The sequence below is a fragment of the Pseudomonas sp. Bc-h genome (assembly GCF_002080045.1).
Taxonomy (GTDB): Bacteria; Pseudomonadota; Gammaproteobacteria; order Pseudomonadales; family Pseudomonadaceae; genus Aquipseudomonas.
In genome coordinates this window covers 181,469-197,620 of record NZ_MUIN01000013.1, presented here as the reverse complement: position 1 = coordinate 197,620, position 16,152 = coordinate 181,469, and the positions used below count along the sequence as shown (strand labels likewise).

Annotated in this window: 14 protein-coding genes; 10 read left to right on the top strand and 4 right to left on the bottom strand. The window is 58.5% G+C overall.

Features of this window, described 5'->3' with window-relative positions; all coding sequences use genetic code 11:
* Positions 1-49: 49 nt before the first annotated feature.
* Positions 50-4,180 carry a CheR family methyltransferase gene (locus BWR59_RS26140; RefSeq protein ID WP_081568577.1) on the bottom strand — a complete coding sequence of 1,377 codons (4,131 nt, stop codon included), beginning with the start codon at positions 4,178-4,180 and terminating at the stop codon, positions 50-52.
* 364 nt (positions 4,181-4,544) lie between these two features.
* Between BWR59_RS26140 and BWR59_RS26135 the strand changes: the two genes are divergently transcribed.
* The 6 genes from BWR59_RS26135 (at position 4,545) to BWR59_RS26110 (ending at position 8,678) form a co-directional block, all read left to right on the top strand.
* A complete protein-coding gene (locus BWR59_RS26135) occupies positions 4,545-4,769 on the top strand; it encodes a DUF2188 domain-containing protein (protein ID WP_081568576.1) in 225 nt (74 codons plus the stop codon).
* A gap of 149 nt (positions 4,770-4,918) precedes the next feature.
* A complete protein-coding gene (locus BWR59_RS26130; RefSeq protein WP_081568575.1) occupies positions 4,919-6,142 on the top strand; it encodes a zinc-dependent alcohol dehydrogenase in 1,224 nt (407 codons plus the stop codon).
* Positions 6,143-6,161: 19 nt separating this feature from the next.
* Positions 6,162-6,383 (top strand): PLD nuclease N-terminal domain-containing protein, encoded by a 222-nt coding sequence (locus tag BWR59_RS26125; protein WP_081568574.1) that lies wholly within the window; start codon positions 6,162-6,164, stop codon positions 6,381-6,383.
* 290 nt (positions 6,384-6,673) lie between these two features.
* Positions 6,674-7,405: a hypothetical protein gene (locus BWR59_RS26120; protein ID WP_081568573.1), complete on the top strand. Its 732-nt coding sequence runs from the start codon at positions 6,674-6,676 to the stop codon at positions 7,403-7,405.
* Positions 7,405-7,824 carry a phage holin family protein gene (locus BWR59_RS26115; protein WP_081568572.1) on the top strand — a complete coding sequence of 140 codons (420 nt, stop codon included), beginning with the start codon at positions 7,405-7,407 and terminating at the stop codon, positions 7,822-7,824. Before BWR59_RS26120 ends, BWR59_RS26115 begins: the two co-directional genes overlap by 1 nt.
* Positions 7,821-8,678: a DUF3618 domain-containing protein gene (locus tag BWR59_RS26110; protein WP_081568571.1), complete on the top strand. Its 858-nt coding sequence runs from the start codon at positions 7,821-7,823 to the stop codon at positions 8,676-8,678. Before BWR59_RS26115 ends, BWR59_RS26110 begins: the two co-directional genes overlap by 4 nt.
* Before the next feature lie 63 nt (positions 8,679-8,741).
* Here the strand turns inward: BWR59_RS26110 and BWR59_RS26105 are convergent, their stop codons facing one another.
* Both BWR59_RS26105 and BWR59_RS26100 read right to left on the bottom strand, forming a co-directional pair.
* On the bottom strand, positions 8,742-9,485 hold the full coding sequence (locus BWR59_RS26105) for a DUF72 domain-containing protein (protein WP_230982090.1): 744 nt from the start codon (positions 9,483-9,485) through the stop codon (positions 8,742-8,744).
* Complete coding sequence (locus BWR59_RS26100; RefSeq protein WP_081568570.1) at positions 9,482-9,913, bottom strand: DNA methylase; 432 nt, start codon at positions 9,911-9,913, stop codon at positions 9,482-9,484. Before BWR59_RS26100 ends, BWR59_RS26105 begins: the two co-directional genes overlap by 4 nt.
* Positions 9,914-10,097: 184 nt before the next feature.
* Here BWR59_RS26100 and BWR59_RS26095 point away from each other — a divergent pair, with 184 nt between their 5' ends.
* The 3 genes from BWR59_RS26095 to BWR59_RS26085 all read left to right on the top strand — a co-directional run bounded on the left by BWR59_RS26095 (position 10,098) and on the right by BWR59_RS26085 (position 12,647).
* On the top strand, positions 10,098-10,322 hold the full coding sequence (locus BWR59_RS26095; RefSeq protein WP_081568569.1) for a hypothetical protein: 225 nt from the start codon (positions 10,098-10,100) through the stop codon (positions 10,320-10,322).
* Between the two features lie 400 nt (positions 10,323-10,722).
* The gene (locus BWR59_RS26090) at positions 10,723-11,700 is read left to right on the top strand and encodes a threonine/serine dehydratase (RefSeq protein WP_081568568.1); all 978 of its coding nucleotides are present in this window, start codon (positions 10,723-10,725) and stop codon (positions 11,698-11,700) included.
* A complete protein-coding gene (locus tag BWR59_RS26085; protein ID WP_081568567.1) occupies positions 11,697-12,647 on the top strand; it encodes an ornithine cyclodeaminase family protein in 951 nt (316 codons plus the stop codon). The genes BWR59_RS26090 and BWR59_RS26085 overlap by 4 nt, the downstream gene beginning before the upstream one ends.
* 143 nt (positions 12,648-12,790) lie before the next feature.
* On the opposite strand, the gene BWR59_RS26080 is transcribed toward BWR59_RS26085, so the two are convergent.
* Positions 12,791-13,426: a PAS domain-containing protein gene (locus BWR59_RS26080; protein ID WP_081568566.1), complete on the bottom strand. Its 636-nt coding sequence runs from the start codon at positions 13,424-13,426 to the stop codon at positions 12,791-12,793.
* A gap of 268 nt (positions 13,427-13,694) precedes the next feature.
* On the opposite strand from BWR59_RS26080, the gene BWR59_RS26075 reads away from it, so the two are divergent.
* Entirely contained in the window at positions 13,695-16,079 is a 2,385-nt protein-coding gene (locus tag BWR59_RS26075) for a TonB-dependent siderophore receptor (RefSeq protein WP_081568565.1), read from the top strand.
* Positions 16,080-16,152: the final 73 nt, after the last annotated feature.

Below are 16,152 nucleotides of genomic sequence, written 5' to 3'. Positions count from 1 at the left end.
CGGACGCCAAACGCGACGCCGGCTTTGCACCACTCCGGCGTCCCTTGATTCAATCCCGATGCGCCGAGACCAATCCGCTAATCAGACTCGTCAGATCTTCCAGCACAACGGGTTTTCCAAGCGCTGCATCAAAACGCCCCTCACCTTGGTAATCTGCCCCTTGCGCTGCGCCGTAGCCTGTCAACGCAATTGCCGGAACATCCGCGCATTTCGGAAGTTTACGAAGCGCGACAAGCAATTGGTGACCATCCATGTCCGGCAGCCCGATGTCTGAGATGATTACATCAAAGCTTTGCGACTGCGCACCCTCGAGCGCTCTTGAAGGGTGATCAAATGCCAGAACTTGCGCGTCCTCCAGCTCAAGCAAAAGCTGCAGCGCCTCCAGTACTTCGGGCGAATCATCCACGAGCAGGATCCGGACGCCAGCGAGTTGACCTTCATCGTTGTCAGGATCGTTGCTGGCAGGTTGATCTGGAGCGTCGGCTAGTGGCAGTTCCACCGTGAAACGTGAACCCTTGCCTTTACCTTCAGAGTGCGCCTGGATTCGGCCGCCATGGCTTACGACCAATTGCTCGACCAGTGCCAGGCCGATCCCCAATCCGCCTCGGCGCTGACCTGAAGGACGGTGATCCGCTTGGCCAAACATCTCGAAAATACGTTTTAGCTGATCCTTTTCGATCCCTGGCCCCGTATCGATTACTTCGATTCGTACCGACTGATTCTGCTTCGTCGTCGTGACTTCCACAGAACCATCAGCGGGCGTGAACTTGATCGCATTACTGAGCAAATTCCAGATGATTTGTTCGATCCTGGTGGGATCTGCATGAATGAACAGGCTCTGCGGTGGTGTGCTGAAATGGATCTTGCAACCTGGCTCAGCTTTGAGTGCGACCTGCTGAATTTCATTGAGCACCGCTACCAGATCCAGCGTTCTGCATTGCAGCTCAAGCTTGCCATTGCGAACACGCGCCACATCCATAAGGTCGTCGATGATTCGCGCTTGGCTGGCAACGGCATCCGTGATCGTACCGATGGCCTTCTGTAACGTCGGATCTTTTCGCGCCACGGGAAGGCGGCGCGCCACTTGAGCGTTGAGCTGAATGAGATTCAACGGGTGCTTCAACTCATGCGACATAACTGCAAAGAACTGATCCTTCTGCTGAATGGAGCTTAGAGAAGCCGCGATACTCTGCTGCTGCTCTTCGTGCAGCTTGATATGGTCGGTCAGGTCGCGTGCAATTTTCACGAAACCCTGAAAGCCCTTGCTGGCCAAGGCCGTGACTTCGCCACTGCAGTAGAACCGACTGCCATCCTTGCGCACATGCCAGCGTTCATCATCGCTGCGACCCGTTGTGCGGGCTGTTGCCAACTCCATCTCCGGAATGCCGGCGCGTTGATCCTCGGATGAGAAGATAAAACGGAAATGCCGGCCCTCCGCCTCCTCCTGGCTGTAGCCAAAGGTATGCTGCGCACCTTTGTTCCAATCGGTGATGAGCCCCTCTTCGTTGATGACGATAATCGCGTAGTCATGGGTGCTTTCAGTTACAAGACGCATCCGCTCTTCGCTTAAGCGAAGCTCCTCTTCAGCCTCACGTCGCGAAGTGATATCAACAAAGGTCAGCACGATACCGCCAATCTGATCCACGTTAGATCGATAGGGCAGAACGCGTACGATGTACCAACGACCGTCGGAGCTTGCGATCTCACGTTCAATGCCTTTGAGCGACTCGAACACGGACATCGCGTCGGCGATCAAGTCGTCGTATTCCAGGCGATGAGTGATGTCCATCAACGGGCGACCGGCGTCGACCGCGAGCATGCTGAAGATATCGGTGGCACGCGGTGTAAACCATTTGATCTTCAGCTCGCGATCCACGAAGACAGTGGCGATGTCGGTGGAACTGATCAGGTTGCTCAGGTAATCATTGACCTGGTCTGTTTCCTCGACCTTGATCTTCAACTCGTGGTTTACGGTGAGGAGTTCTTCGTTGATCGACTGCAGCTCTTCCTTGCTGGTTTCCAGCTCTTCGGACGCCGAACGCAGTTCCTCATTAATAGCCTGCATCTCTTCGTTGGAAGCTTTAAGCTCCTCGCTGGAAACCTCTCCCTGCTCAATCACGTCTTGAAGTTGCATCTTGGTGCGCTGCAACTCGCGATCCAGGTTGGAGAGCATTTGATTTTCCGACTGCACGGATGAGTCTGAACTGACATTCTGCGCATCGATCTCCTGCTCGCCGAACACAATGTACAGGCAGTTCAACTCCGTCTCAGTATCCGTAAACGGGTGCACCTCGATCTGCACTTGATAATGCTGTCCGTCACGTTCGTGGTTGAGCGGCCGTGCCCGGACGGATTCTCCGGATTGCTGAGCCTGGAAGATGGTAGTCCGCAGTTCCAGACGTAGATCACCGGCTACCAAGGACAAAAGGTTATTGCTGATCTCTCCGGTCATGTGCTGCAGGTACCGACCAGCGCCTCGGCTGACATAGAGAATATCGGCTTCACTGTTTACAACAATACTTGGCGGTGAAAACCGCTCCGCTGCTCGTTGATAGATTTCGACCGTCGAAGGCTTCTTGACCGCTCGGGAGTCTCCAGGCTGGGACAACGAAACCGTTCGCGCATACCCCCCCTTGGGCATCGCGGGCAGCCGGTGGGCATTGGGGCCGCTACGAGCGCGGAAGATCCGGTTTCTCTTGTCCACGGTTGTAAACAACTCAGGGCACGCATCGGCCGATTCCGATGTACCAAGAAACAGATAGCCACCTGCTCGAAGCGCAAAATGAAACATTTGCAATATTTCGCGCTGGACATCGCGGTCCAGATAAATAAGCAGGTTGCGGCAGACAATTAAATCGATCTGCGAAAAAGGCGGATCAGCCAGCAGGCTATGCTTGGCGAAAAGAACCCGTTCGCGGATGTCCTTGCGCACACGATAGTTGCTGTCCTCTTTGACGAAATACTGGCGCAATCGCGCAGGCGATACATCGGTGACAATCGCTTCTGAATAGAGCCCAGCACGACCGGAGGTGATGGCCCGCTCATCAATGTCGCTGGCAAAGACCTGGATCTTCAAATCTGAAGACGTTTCGGTCTTATAGTCAGTTAGCAGAATCGCGAGCGAGTAAGCCTCTTCACCTGTGGATGTACCTGCCGACCAGACGCGGATCTCTTGGCCAATGTCGGATTTTTGGTAAAGATCAAAAAGGCGTGGCACCACCTCGCGTTCCAGCGACTCAAAGGGCTCGCGGTCGCGAAAAAAATTGGTGACGCCAATGAGCATGTCATCAAGCAAGGCCTTTGTTTCGTCGACGTGTTCGCACAGGTATCGGAAATATGCCGGTAGATCAGGTTGCGTCGTCACCTGCATGCGCCGCTCGATACGACGCAAAACCGTAGCGCGCTTGTAGTGCCTGAAATCATGGCCGGTGCTCGCGCGTAGTTTGGCGAGAATATCGAACAATGCCTGCTCGGCGTGTTCAGTTGCCCGCTCATCGAGATCAGGCGCAGAAGGAGACTGTATATCGGCGGCGTCCGGCAACTGGATGCGTTGGGCGTTTTGCCATAACTCCAATATCTTCTGCGGCACATCCACAACGGGCAAAACGAAATCGACCTTTCCGGTATCGATAGCAGCCTTGGGCATGCCGTCGTACTCGGCATCTTCAGGGTGCTGAGCCAGCGTTACCCCGCCCTGCTCCTTGATGCGCGACAAGCCCACCGCACCGTCTGACCCGCTACCCGATAACACGACGCAGAACGCGCGTTCTTTGTGAGCGTCAGCAAGGTCGCGAAAGAACAAATCGATGGTCACATGGCCACCATTTCTGGGCTTTGGCGGCATCCCCCGCAAGTAGCCGTCATTCATCGCAAGCCGCTGCGCCGGGGAAATTACGTACACATGGTTACGTGCGATTGGCGTGGCGGATGTCAGTTGTATGACCGGCATTTTGGTTCGTGCAGCGATAACCTTTCCAGCGCTGCTCTGGTGATCGGGCGACAGGTGGAGCACCACTACGAACGCCATTCCATTGTCAGCGGGCATGTGCTCGAAGAATTGCTGAACGGCTTGCAGGCCACCTGCCGAAGCGCCGATGCCTACTACCGGAAAACTCAGGCGGCTGGGTTGGATGTCCTGTCGCTGAGGACGATCTGCGCCCGAATCTGATGGGGTGTTCATCACGTAAGTCCTATCGTGGTTGCGCCTGTGCTGGAAGTCACCTCTAGAGCTAGCCTGTCAGCTCAGGTAGTCCATGGCGAACCAAGAATCTGCAACGAGCGAACACATCGAAAGGAGATAAAAACAATGATAGCGCATGGGACGGCGCCGAAGCGCTTTACCTCCTGCGCACGCAAAGATGATTTGGCAGATACCTGCACGTCGTGCCGAGGGGCAATGTGCGAGTGAGAGCAGGTGCCTTGAACTCTAAGGCCTGAAATTCCTCCAATTTTACAGTCGGAGCATCCCAAAATCTGAGTAGCGCTCAATGCTGCCGATAAATGCTCCCTGAGTTGGCAAGGTTAATTGAAGAGGAATATTGAAGATGGACAATTATCACATCACCAAATCTGACGCTGGCTGGTCGCTGACAAAGCAAGGCGCGCAGCGAGCGTCGAAAACGGCGTCCACGAAAGCTGAAATCATGACATTGGCGAGCGAATTTCTTTCAGACAAAACGGCATCACTCAAAGTGCATAAGGAAGATGGAACGATTCAGGAAGAGCGTACCTATCCTCGCAGCGCAGACCCCTCAAAAACGAAAGGTTGACCCTGGAAAGCACGCCAAGAGAATACGTGGATTCACCCTTTACTTATCTGAGACCAGCCGCTGATCTGCGAGGCACTCAAAATCCATGAACTAATTCGGTATTTCGTCGCTCCGCTTTTTACAAGCCCCATCAAATTGCGGAGTTCGAGATGAGAGCACTCACTTACCACGGCGCCCATGACGTCAAAGTAGACACCGTTCCTGACCCGTCCATCGAGGCAGCAGACGACATTATCCTGCGGGTCACCGCGACCGCGATATGCGGCTCGGATCTGCACCTCTACCGGGGCAAAATCCCCACCGTCGAACACGGCGACATCTTTGGCCATGAGTTCATGGGCATCGTCGAGGAAACCGGCTCGGCGGTGACGGCCGTCCAGCCCGGTGATCGAGTGGTCATCCCGTTCGTGATCGCCTGCGGTGACTGTTTTTTCTGCCAGCAAGACCTGTTTGCCGCTTGTGAGACCACCAATACCGGACGCGGAGCCATCATCAACAAGAAGGCCATCCCCCCGGGCGCAGCGCTGTTTGGCTTTAGCCATATGTATGGCGGTATCCCGGGCGGGCAGGCCGAATACGTGCGAGTGCCCAAGGCCAATACCGGACCGTTCAAGGTGCCGGGCACGCTTGCCGATGAGAAGGTGCTGTTTCTCTCCGATATCCTGCCGACAGCCTTTCAGGCGGTAACCAACACCGGGATCGGGCAAGGTTCAAGCATCGCCATCTATGGCGCCGGGCCGGTGGGTCTGCTCAGCGCAGCCGTGGCGCGAATGCTCGGCGCCGACCGTATCTTCATGGTCGACCACCATCCCTACCGCCTCGCGTATGCCCAGAGAACGTATGGTGTGATCCCGATCAACTTCGATGAAGACGACGACCCTGCAGACACCATCATTCATCAGACACCCGGCATGCGAGGGGTGGATGGGGTGGTCGATGCGGTCGGCTTTGAAGCCAAGGGCAGCACCACCGAGACCGTTCTGGCCACGCTCAAGCTCGAGGGCAGCAGCGGCAAGGCGCTGCGCCAATGCATCGCTGCGGTAAGGCGCGGTGGGGTTGTCAGCGTGCCCGGTGTGTATTCGGGCTTCATCCACGGCTTCCTCTTCGGCGATGCGTTCGATAAGGGGCTGACATTCAAAATGGGCCAGACCCACGTTCAGCGCTTTCTGCCGGAACTGCTCGAGCATATCGAGATGGGCCGTCTGGAGCCCGAAGCCATCATCACTCACCGGATGTCGTTGGAGCAGGCAGCCGAGGGCTACAAGATCTTCGACAAGAAACAGGAAGACTGCCGCAAGGTCATCCTGACACCGGGTGGAACCGATATCGCAGCACCCGAAATCGACGTAACCGCAGCTGTGCCTGCCCTGTAGCGGGCAATGGAGGTGTGTGATGGAAGTGTCATTTTTCTGGGCGGCGCTGGCCGTGATCGTGCTGTTGGTCGACTTCTGGGTCATCGCGAACGTCTGGCATACAACCAAATCGTCCGGCACGAAGGTCGGCTGGGCGGTGTTGATTCTGGTGCTCCCGGTCATAGGTCTGGTCATCTGGGGCATCGCCGGGCCCCGCGGCGTTGCAGAACCCCCTACCTCTAACGAGCACAGCAAGGGCTAGTGACAAATCCGGATCAGTAACAGGGCGTCCACTCACGAATCCCAGGAGTGGACGCCGCTTCATGTCTCGCCACTCAGGCGAATGTGGGCCCTTGAAATGTCCACTCAACCGACCTTGGTTTTCATGTCTTTTGAATTCAGGGTTGCCGTCTGTCTCTCCCTCAGAACTACCGATTCCCCTGATCCCTCAACCTTCTACAGCGTGCAGATTTCCTGCCGTGCGAGATGCGTACTGCCTTGAATCGATAGTCGCGGTGTTCATCTCTTTTCAATTAAAGGAAGGTGACCAAGATGCCCACCATGAACGAGGCAGGCGCTGACGCACAGCAGCGTTCCGTGCCCCCCAATGACGCCCTTCACAACTTGCAGGATGATGCCAAGGCCCTGTTCGACACTGCCCGGGAACAAGGCTCGGACCATCTGGATGAGTATCGCGAACGTGCGGCCGACGAGATCCAGAACCTGGCCCGGAGTGCAACGTCGGCTGCCGAACAGCTGCAAGACAACGACACCCTTGGGCTTTCTCACTACATCACCGATGTGGCAGACGGTCTGGGCAGCTTTGCCGGAAGTCTGCGTGGCAAAAGCGCCGATGAACTGCTGCAACAAGTGGGACGTCTTGCCAGAGACAACCCGGCGTTGTTTCTGACGGGCAGCATTGCCCTGGGGTTCGGCCTGTCGCGTTTCATGCGTGCCAGCGCTCCGGATCTCGCCCAGCCCTCCTCCCGCGATCCCGCTGGGGGCAAAGCCGGCTCCGAGACCGACGAGTTCGACCCCAGGATTGCCGCCGACGAGGAGCTGGCCGTTCGTCCTCCGCACGAGGACGATGTGGTGCGCAGCCAGTCCGTTCCTCCGGGCTGGAGTACTTCTGCGCCACCACCTGCCGACAGCAATGGCGAGTCAGGAATCCAGCAATCCGGTGCCGAGATGGGCAGCTTCGTCGAGCCGAAACCTGACGCTTCATCCCCCGTCACGCCCGACTCGGGTTCAACCGACAAGCCCGTCATCAAAGGAGAGCTGTGATGGCTATCAACCCAGACATTCCGCCCCGTAGCAGCCCCGAGAGCGACCCTTCTGTGCTCGGGCTCGTACGTCAACTTGCCCACGAAGTACCGGCCCTGATCGGCGAAGAACTGGCGCTGGCGAAGGCTGAAATCCGCACGTCCATCGAGACCGCCAAAGCCGCCACGGCCGCGGTTGCAGGCGGCGTGGTGTTCATGCTCGCCGGGCTGGTAATTGTGCTGATGGCCGCCGTGTATGGACTTGCACTGTACGTATCCCTTTGGCTGGCCGCGCTGATTGTCGGAGCGGTTGCGATGATTGTCGGCTTCGTAATGGTGCTATCCGGCAAGAAACAACTTGAACCGTCCCAGCTTGCGCCTGAACGCACGATGCATTCCCTGCACAAGGATAAAGACGCCATTCAGAGGAAAGTCTCATGAGCACTGAAAGCAGTTTTGCAACCAAAGAGCAGTTCGAAACCGACGCCATTCCTGACGTCGACATTCCAAGGAGCCCGGATACGCTGGAGCGGGATATCGATGCACGTCGGGCGAACATCGAGAACATCGTCGATGCGCTGGAAAACAAGCTATCGCCGGGACAACTCTTTGACCAGGCATTGGCGTTTACCCGGAACAATGGCGGTGAGTTTTTCGACAATCTGGGGACGTCGATCAAGAACAACCCGGTGCCGGTCATTCTCGCCACCGTTGGCGTTACCTGGCTGATGCTGGGCCAGAATCAGCGGCCGCACAGCGCCGGGCCTTCGATGTTCAGTCAACTGGGCGAGAAGCTGAGCGGTGCCGCCGAAACGGTCAGCGATTCCCTGACCGGTGCCAAGGATCATCTGCGCCAATCGGCACATGATCTGGGAGAAAAGGCCAGCCATCTGGCAGACAGTGCCAGCGAAAAGATGGGTGACGCCAAACAGCGCGCTACCGCTGGCACATCGGACGCTGGAGACACCCTGAAGGCGACCTCCGATCGTGCGCAGGATGCGTTGCTGCGCCAAGGGCGCAATCTGCAGGGGACTGTCGAGTACATGCTCAAGGAACAACCGTTGGCGTTGGCGGCCATTGGCATCGCATTCGGCGCGGCCATTGGTGCTGCCCTCCCCACGACCCGTCAGGAAGACAAGCTGTTTGGCCAGACCCGCGACAAGTTGGCGAACAAAGCGAAAACCACGATGGATCAAACGTGGGAAGCGGTCTCGGACATCGGCAAAGATGTCGTGGATGACTTCAAAAATTCGAAGCCATCGACAACCGTCTCGAGCAGCAATATGGATGTTTGAACTCGTCTTGCGAAAAACCGGTGGGGGCTGACGCCTGAGCCCCCACGCTGTCGGGAGATCCTGCTAAACAGCGGTCGGCGCGCAATGCAGCAGCCGGCTCATGGACAACGCATTGCCCAATGCGGCGTCTTGCGCGGTGTTATCGAAAATGCACCAGACCGGCGAACCGTCACCCATGCCTCTCTGGATTTCTCGCGCTTTGTCTTCCAGCCATTCGTGCGAATAGGCGCTGTAATAAATCCGCGGCCATCCATGCAAGCGCCAGTATCGCAGGCCCTGCCAGCCACCGGGTGTGGCGTCGTTTCCAAGGCGGCTCGGGTCCACGACTGCCTGGGCAATGTGATGCTCGACCAATAACGGCTGAGCCTCGACCCAAGACTGATGACGCGGTTCGATGACCACATAGCCTGAGTAGCGAGCCCTGAGCGTTTCAAAGAACTGGCCCGCGACCTTTGCATCAAATGCCAGCGAGGGCGGGAGCTGAACCAGCAGACAGCCAAGCCGATCACCCAGCTCGCAGCACTCCGAGAGAAAGATGTCGAGCAGCCCGACACAGTTTTTCAATCGATGTTCATGAGTGATCGACTTGGGGATCTTCACCGAGAAACGGAAGTCCGGGCCCACCGATGACGCCCATTTCCTGTAGGTGCCCGGAAGATGAGAACGGTAGAACGAGCTGTTGATCTCAACGGCGTTGAGCCTGCCGGCGTAACGCTCAAGATGAGTGCCCTGAGCTTCGAATTGCGGCCAGTACTCGCGCCCGAGTTTCCAACCGGCGCACCCGACAAACACAGGTGAGCTGTTCAAAACAGCACGTCTTGCGCGTCACGCATGAAGATTTCGACAGTCTTCGGGCCGATGCCGTCGAAGGCTTCAAGGCGCTTCTCAAAATCCGCCCGGTCTTCGCTGGCTTCGCGAATGTTCGTGACCTTGCCGGCGTAATCATCAGTCAGCTTCTTGCTGAGTTTCAGCAGGCGCTCGGCGGTGGACTCGTCGTAACGGGCATAACCGCCCTCGCCGAGCATTTTCACCAGTTGCCCATGGGTGCAGGCGCCCAACTTGCGCGGTGTATCGCGCCGATGCTTTTCGATGATGACCTTGTAGGCGTCGACAGCTATTTGTGAGCGTATTCGTTTGCCCATCAGGAAGCTGGCGATCAACCATTTGAACAAGGCCTGTTCATCGCCTTCGCCCAAATGAATATTCAGGTCCTGCGCGCCGATATTCTTGCTCATCGCTTTTCCCGCCGTTCGGGGCCACCTTTTGAAGCCTGTACGAATAAGGAATTCAGCAACGAGCGGAAGTTCAGCGCAGTGGTTCGACGGTATTCGATGCATGTGACGGTAACGGGACGCGAACCAAAAGCTGACTGTATGGTCAGGATAATCAGTCCCACTCCACTCTTCTCGAGGATCACCCATGCAGACCTACACCATCAACTACCTGTTCAACGACGAACCCCGCAGCCATTCTTTCGAACTGGAGCAGCTACAGCTGCCCACCCATGAAGCAGCGATGCACCTGCTCCAGCTGCATTACGGCGATGGCGAAAACAGCCTGATGATGCCCAATGCCGATGCAACGCCTGACGACATACTGGAACAGGCAGACCGGGTGGGACTGACGCAGATTCAGGTCGTTTGACGCGCCACGTTCACAACCTTGTCCCGGCCGCCGTCATAGACCAACCCGTTCAATATCCAGCACGGCAGTATTGAGCAAGGCAGTGCATCGCCCGTACTTGTGGAATTTGCGATTGCAGGTCGTAGATATTACGTCTACTGTAGACGCTTATTCCACATACGACCGGTCTTTATCATGCCTGTCAGCACGCACCATGTAGCGCTCCATAGACCTCGCGGGGTGCATGAATATCGGCATCGTCTTTGTGGAGCCCCCTGCCGGTGGCCAACTCGTTGATGAGTCGTACAACACACCCTGGCAAGCGCGTCGCCCTGCTGGCCGGCAAAACACCCTTGCCCCATCGCCAGCCCGGCCAACTGCTACAGCATTTCTGATCAGCCTCCTTCAACCGGGACTTTCCATGCCTATCGATAACCATACCTTTGCCGCTCTTTTTGCCGACATACAGCAAGCCCATCAAGCCTTGCGACCTGGCGTATCGGTGACACCGCTGTCCCATAGCCCACGACTGTCGGCGTTGAGCGGCTGCGAGCTGTACTTGAAATGCGAACACCTGCAACACACCGGCTCGTTCAAGTTTCGCGGCGCCAGCAACAAAGTACGCCTGCTCAACGACGCGCAACGTCAACAAGGGGTGATCACGGCCTCGTCAGGCAATCATGGCCAGGGCGTTGCACTGGCGGGCAAGGCAGCTGGCGTACCGGTCACCGTGTATGCGACCACCACCGCCTCGACGTTGAAGCTGGATGCGATCCGCGCGCTGGGTGCCGAAGTCGTGACCCTCGACACCGACCCTTTGAGCGTCGAACTCCAAGCCGCGCGTCAGGCGCAGTCGCAGGGCAAGCTGTTCGTCTCGCCCTACAACGACCTGCAGATCATCGCGGGCCAAGGCACCATCGGCGTGGAAATTCATGAGCAGTTGCCGAATGTCGACGCCGTGTTCGTCGCGGTCGGTGGCGGCGGCATGATTTCCGGGATCGGCACTGCGCTCAAGCATTTGAATCCCGACGTCGAAATCATCGGTTGCTGGCCGGCCAATGCGCCGACCATGGAACGCTCGCTGGCCGCAGGCGAAATCATCGAAATGGACGAGCAAGACACCCTCTCCGACGGTACGGCGGGCGGTATCGAACCGGGGAGCATCACGTTCCCGCTGTGTCAGCGCGTCATCGACCGCACCGTTCTGGTCACCGAGCAGGAAATCCGTGAGGCGATGCAGGCAGTGGCGCGCTTCGAGCGCTGGATCATCGAAGGCGCGGCAGGCGTGGCCCTGGCCGGGGCGCTGAAGCTGGCCGCCGACTACCAGGGCAAGCGCATCGCCGTGGTTCTGTGCGGTCGCAACATCCTTCTCGAGAAATTCATCGGAGCGGTTCAGTGAACGTCTACAACCAGCAGCAGATCATCAGCGCCCTCGACCTGACGCAAGCCGCAGAACGCGTGGCTGAAGGATTCATCGCATTTTCCCAAGGCAAGGTGAAGGTACCCCCGGTGCAGAACTTCGTCTTCCCTGAGGCCAATGGGGACTGTTGCGTGAAATCGGCGTGGGTCGAGGGCGAGGCGACGTTCACGGTGAAGATTTCCACCGGTTTCTACGACAACCCGGCCAAGGGCCTGGAGAGCAACGACGGCTTGATGTTGGTCATGTCTGCGCAAAACGGCCAGCCGCTGGCGTTGTTGCAGGACGGCGGCTGGCTGACCTGCATCCGCACCGCCCTCGCCGGCCAGATCGCCGCCCGCGCGCTGGCACCCTCCCGGGTGCAGGCCATCGGCATCGTCGGTAGTGGCATGCAAGCCAGAATGCAGCTGGAACAGTTGAGGGTCGTGACCGCCTGCCGCAACGTCATCGTCTGGGGCCGTCGGCAGAGCGAGCTGGACAGCTATCGACAGTTCGCCGAGGCCTTGGGTTTCACCGTGGAAACCACCCTGGACGCTCAGCAAGTCGCGCTCAAGGCCAACCTGATCGTCAGCACGACCCCGTCTCGCGAAGCGTTGCTGCGCAGCGAATGGATTCGTCCGGGCACCCACATCACCGCCGTCGGTGCCGACACATTGGGCAAGCAGGAACTCGACCCTGCGCTGGTCGGCCGAGCTGACGTCATCGTCGTCGACTCGATCAGTCAATGCAGCCAGTACGGCGAGATTTCCCACGCGCTCAAGGCCGGCCTGATCGACCCGTCGCAATTGCTGGAGCTGGGCCAGGTGCTGGCGGGCGACGTGATTGGGCGCAGCAATGACGAACAGATCACCGTCGTGGATCTGACCGGTGTCGCCGTACAGGATGCACAGATATCCCGCTGCGCGCTGGAGTCCTGCGCGGCCGCCTGACGCCCCCTTTCAATCGCTTTAATGCCGTTTCAATCGGCGTCCCGGCATTCGTCGGGGCGCTCATCGTTCTTTGGTTCGCCACGCAAGTACTCGCACTCGAGGCCCGGCATCCCGCTCCTGACCGCAACAGAACTCGCTGAAGATCACCCCTCTCGAAACGCCTTCACGTACTTGTACACCGTCGCTCGCCCCATGTTCAGGACGTTGGCGATGTAGTCATAGGCGCTGCGCCCTTCGAAGGCGCCTTCGTGGTAAAGCGCCTCGATCAGGTTGCGCTTGTCGTCGCGCCCCAGACTGTTCAACCCCAGATGACGCTCCTGCAGCCAGGCATGCAAAAACGTGTTGATGCGCTCCTGCCAGTCATCACGAAACAGCGCTTCGGGCTGAGCGACCATGCGGCTGGCCTGAAAGAACAGATTCAGTGCATCGCGCGCCTGCTCCAGAACCGAATAGTTGAGGTTGATGCACAGCGCGACTTCCGGCCTGCCCTTGTCGTCCAGCAGGATGCTGGTGATCGAGCGGACCTTCTGACCATCCCAGTTGAGCTTTTCGTACGGGCCGATGCTCAGTTGGGTGGTCAGGTCACCGGCACTGTCCTCCAAGGCTGAGTCATCGCCGATCTTGCGCTTGGAAATGTTATTGGCGATGTGCACGACGGTCTGGCTGGCGAGGTCATGCAGGATGACCTCCGCGTGCGGAAACAACAGCGTCGCCATGCTGTCGGCAATCGTCTTGTAATTGTTCAGGCGCAGTGCTTGAGCGCCGGGCGTTGAGCTCATGGCGAATCTCGTTGGTCGGAAGGCCAGCCATCTTAAACGATCACGGGCGTGTGAGAAGCAGCACCGCCTCACACGGCGCGCGCAACACTTGGAAACAAAACACGACTGCACCTCAGTACCATTCGGTAATGATTTGCGTTTACTCGATTGTAACTAAATTGTTAGGATCGCCGCGCCGCACGGTTACAAGCCTTGATCTAGAGCTTTCACCGTCGCGACATCCCATCTTGCCATCGCTGTAAACGCGCCTCGCCTTAGGAATTGCATGATGTTTCGTCCGTCTCTGTGCTCGCTGACCGGCCTTTTGGCAATCGGTTTGCCGAGCGTTGTCCTGGCTGCCCCCGTATACCTGAATCTGCCTGCGCAGGACCTGTCCGCTTCCTTGACTCAACTGAGCCAGGCCACCGGCATGCACATCGCCTACGACGCCGCACAGGTGACCGGCAAGCAGGCGCCAGCGATCAATGGCAGCCTGGAACCGGGTCAGGCCCTCACTCATTTGCTCGCGGGCAGTGGCTTGAGTGCTCAGGTGCAGGGCAACAGCGCTCGGGTTATTCGGCCGCCACTGGCGGCGGGCGACGGCACCATGACCCTGGGCGACATCAACATTGATTCGCAGACCAGCAGCGTCGCGGGGCTGGCCACCACCGAAGGCAGCGGCTCGTACACCACCGGCAGCATGAGCACGGCCACCAAACTGCCGCTATCGATTCGCGAAACCCCGCAATCGGTGAGCGTGATCACCCGCCAGCGGATCGACGATCAGGGCATGAACGATCTCAACGATGTCGTGAAATACGCGCCGGGCATCACGCTGCGCAAGTTCGGCTCCGACCGCCAACAGTTTCTGGCGCGAGGCTTCACCATCGACAACCTGATGTACGACGGCCTGCCGACCATCGTCAGCAACTTCACGCTGGACACTATCTCAGGCGCTGATCTGGCCATGTATGACCGCGTCGAGGTGGTGCGCGGCGCCACGGGACTCATGACCGGCGCAGGCAGCCCTTCAGCGACCCTGAACCTGGTGCGCAAACGCCCTACCGCCACCCCCCAGGTGAGCGTCACCACCAGCGCCGGCAGTTGGGACCGTTACCGGACCGAAGTCGATGCCTCCAACAAGCTCAATGAGTCCGGCACCCTGCGCGGCCGGGTGGTGACGGCGTACGAGAAAGGCAACAGCTTCGTCGATGAACGCGACAAGCAACGCCAGACGTTTTATGGCGTGCTCGAGGCCGATCTCAACGATTCCACCACCTGGACCCTCGGCGCTTCGAAGCAGCGCGACGATGCAACCTCCGATTGGGGCAGCCTGCCTGCCGGTCGCAATGGCGAAAATCTGCACCTGCCCCGCTCCACGTTTTTGAGTAACGACTGGGCGTACTGGGACCGGGACAACATCAGCGTCTTCACCGACCTGACCCACCGTTTCGACAACGGCTGGAGCGCCAAGCTCGCGGCCGCACGGATCTGGGCCGAGTCCGACATGTTTTCCAGCTACATGGCGACCTCAGGCGCCACCGGCTTCGGCCAGGCCTCCGGGCAGTACGACACCACTGACGTGCAGACCAACCTCGACGGCTCGCTCTCCGGCCCCTTCCAGCTGTTTGGCCGTGAGCACGACCTGATGTTCGGCGTCAGTCGCCGAGAAGAGAAATTCGATCAGACCGGCGGCTATTACGGATCGACGCCGATCAACATCTACGACTTCAATCCGCACAGTATTCCCAAGCCTGACATCTCCACCCGCACCGGCTACGAGAGCAAGAACACCGCCACCGAGGATGGCGTGTACGCGGCAGCGCGCTTCAATCCGATCGACCCGCTGCACATCATCGTCGGCAGCCGGATCAGCTGGTACGACTACAAGAACCGCTCCGCCAACACCGGCGACTACAAGGTCACTCAGGAAGTCACGCCGTATGCCGGTGTGGTCTACGACCTGAACGAAACCTACTCGGCCTACGCCAGCTACACCGAGATTTTCAAACCGCAGAATCAGCAGGATGTGGGCGGCGGCATTCTCGACCCGATGACCGGCGAAAGTTACGAAATCGGCCTCAAGGGCGAATACCTGGATGGGGGACTCAATGCGTCGTTGGCGTTGTTCGACATGACTCAGGAAAACCGCGCCTATGCGATTCCCGATCAACCCCCGACCTGCCAGCAACAGAACCGCACCTGCTACGAAGCCGCCGGTGAAGTGCGCAGCCGAGGCATCGACGCCGAGGTCACCGGTGCGCTGACCCCGGACTGGCAGTTCACCGCAGCCTATACCCTGGTGCTGAGTCAGTACGTCAAGGACCGGACCTTCGAGAAAGGCAACCTCTTCGCACCGAACCAGCCCAAGCACCTGTTCAAGGCGGCGACCACGTACCACCTGCCGGGCGATCTGAACAAAATGCGCGTCGGTGCCGACGTCCTGGCCCAGAGCGAGACCTACAACCGGGTCGGCAACGGGCACTCGGTTCAGGACGCCTACGCAGTCGTCGGGCTGATGGCCGGCTACCGCTTCGACGAGCATTGGGATGCGCGGGTCAATCTCAACAACGTCTTCGACGAAAAGTATTGGCAAGGCATCCCGACTGCCACTGGCAGCGGCGTCTACGGCGATCCGCGCAACGTGATGTTCTCGCTGAAGTGGTCGCTGTAAATTCCTGAACCCTGGTCACGGACGACGACCACCACCCCGACGTGCCGCCGTTTCCCGCAACGGGCAGATCTTT

Excerpts from the sequence above, each read along its gene's own strand:
- BWR59_RS26140 (WP_081568577.1), bottom strand. The coding sequence starts at position 4,180 with ATGAACACCCCATCAGATTCGGGCGCAGATCGTCCTCAGCGACAGGAC.
- BWR59_RS26135 (WP_081568576.1), top strand. The coding sequence starts at position 4,545 with ATGGACAATTATCACATCACCAAATCTGACGCTGGCTGGTCGCTGACA.
- BWR59_RS26130 (WP_081568575.1), top strand. The coding sequence starts at position 4,919 with ATGAGAGCACTCACTTACCACGGCGCCCATGACGTCAAAGTAGACACC.
- BWR59_RS26125 (WP_081568574.1), top strand. The coding sequence starts at position 6,162 with ATGGAAGTGTCATTTTTCTGGGCGGCGCTGGCCGTGATCGTGCTGTTG.
- BWR59_RS26120 (WP_081568573.1), top strand. The coding sequence starts at position 6,674 with ATGCCCACCATGAACGAGGCAGGCGCTGACGCACAGCAGCGTTCCGTG.
- BWR59_RS26115 (WP_081568572.1), top strand. The coding sequence starts at position 7,405 with ATGGCTATCAACCCAGACATTCCGCCCCGTAGCAGCCCCGAGAGCGAC.
- BWR59_RS26110 (WP_081568571.1), top strand. The coding sequence starts at position 7,821 with ATGAGCACTGAAAGCAGTTTTGCAACCAAAGAGCAGTTCGAAACCGAC.
- BWR59_RS26100 (WP_081568570.1), bottom strand. The coding sequence starts at position 9,913 with ATGAGCAAGAATATCGGCGCGCAGGACCTGAATATTCATTTGGGCGAA.
- BWR59_RS26095 (WP_081568569.1), top strand. The coding sequence starts at position 10,098 with ATGCAGACCTACACCATCAACTACCTGTTCAACGACGAACCCCGCAGC.
- BWR59_RS26090 (WP_081568568.1), top strand. The coding sequence starts at position 10,723 with ATGCCTATCGATAACCATACCTTTGCCGCTCTTTTTGCCGACATACAG.
- BWR59_RS26080 (WP_081568566.1), bottom strand. The coding sequence starts at position 13,426 with ATGAGCTCAACGCCCGGCGCTCAAGCACTGCGCCTGAACAATTACAAG.
- BWR59_RS26075 (WP_081568565.1), top strand. The coding sequence starts at position 13,695 with ATGTTTCGTCCGTCTCTGTGCTCGCTGACCGGCCTTTTGGCAATCGGT.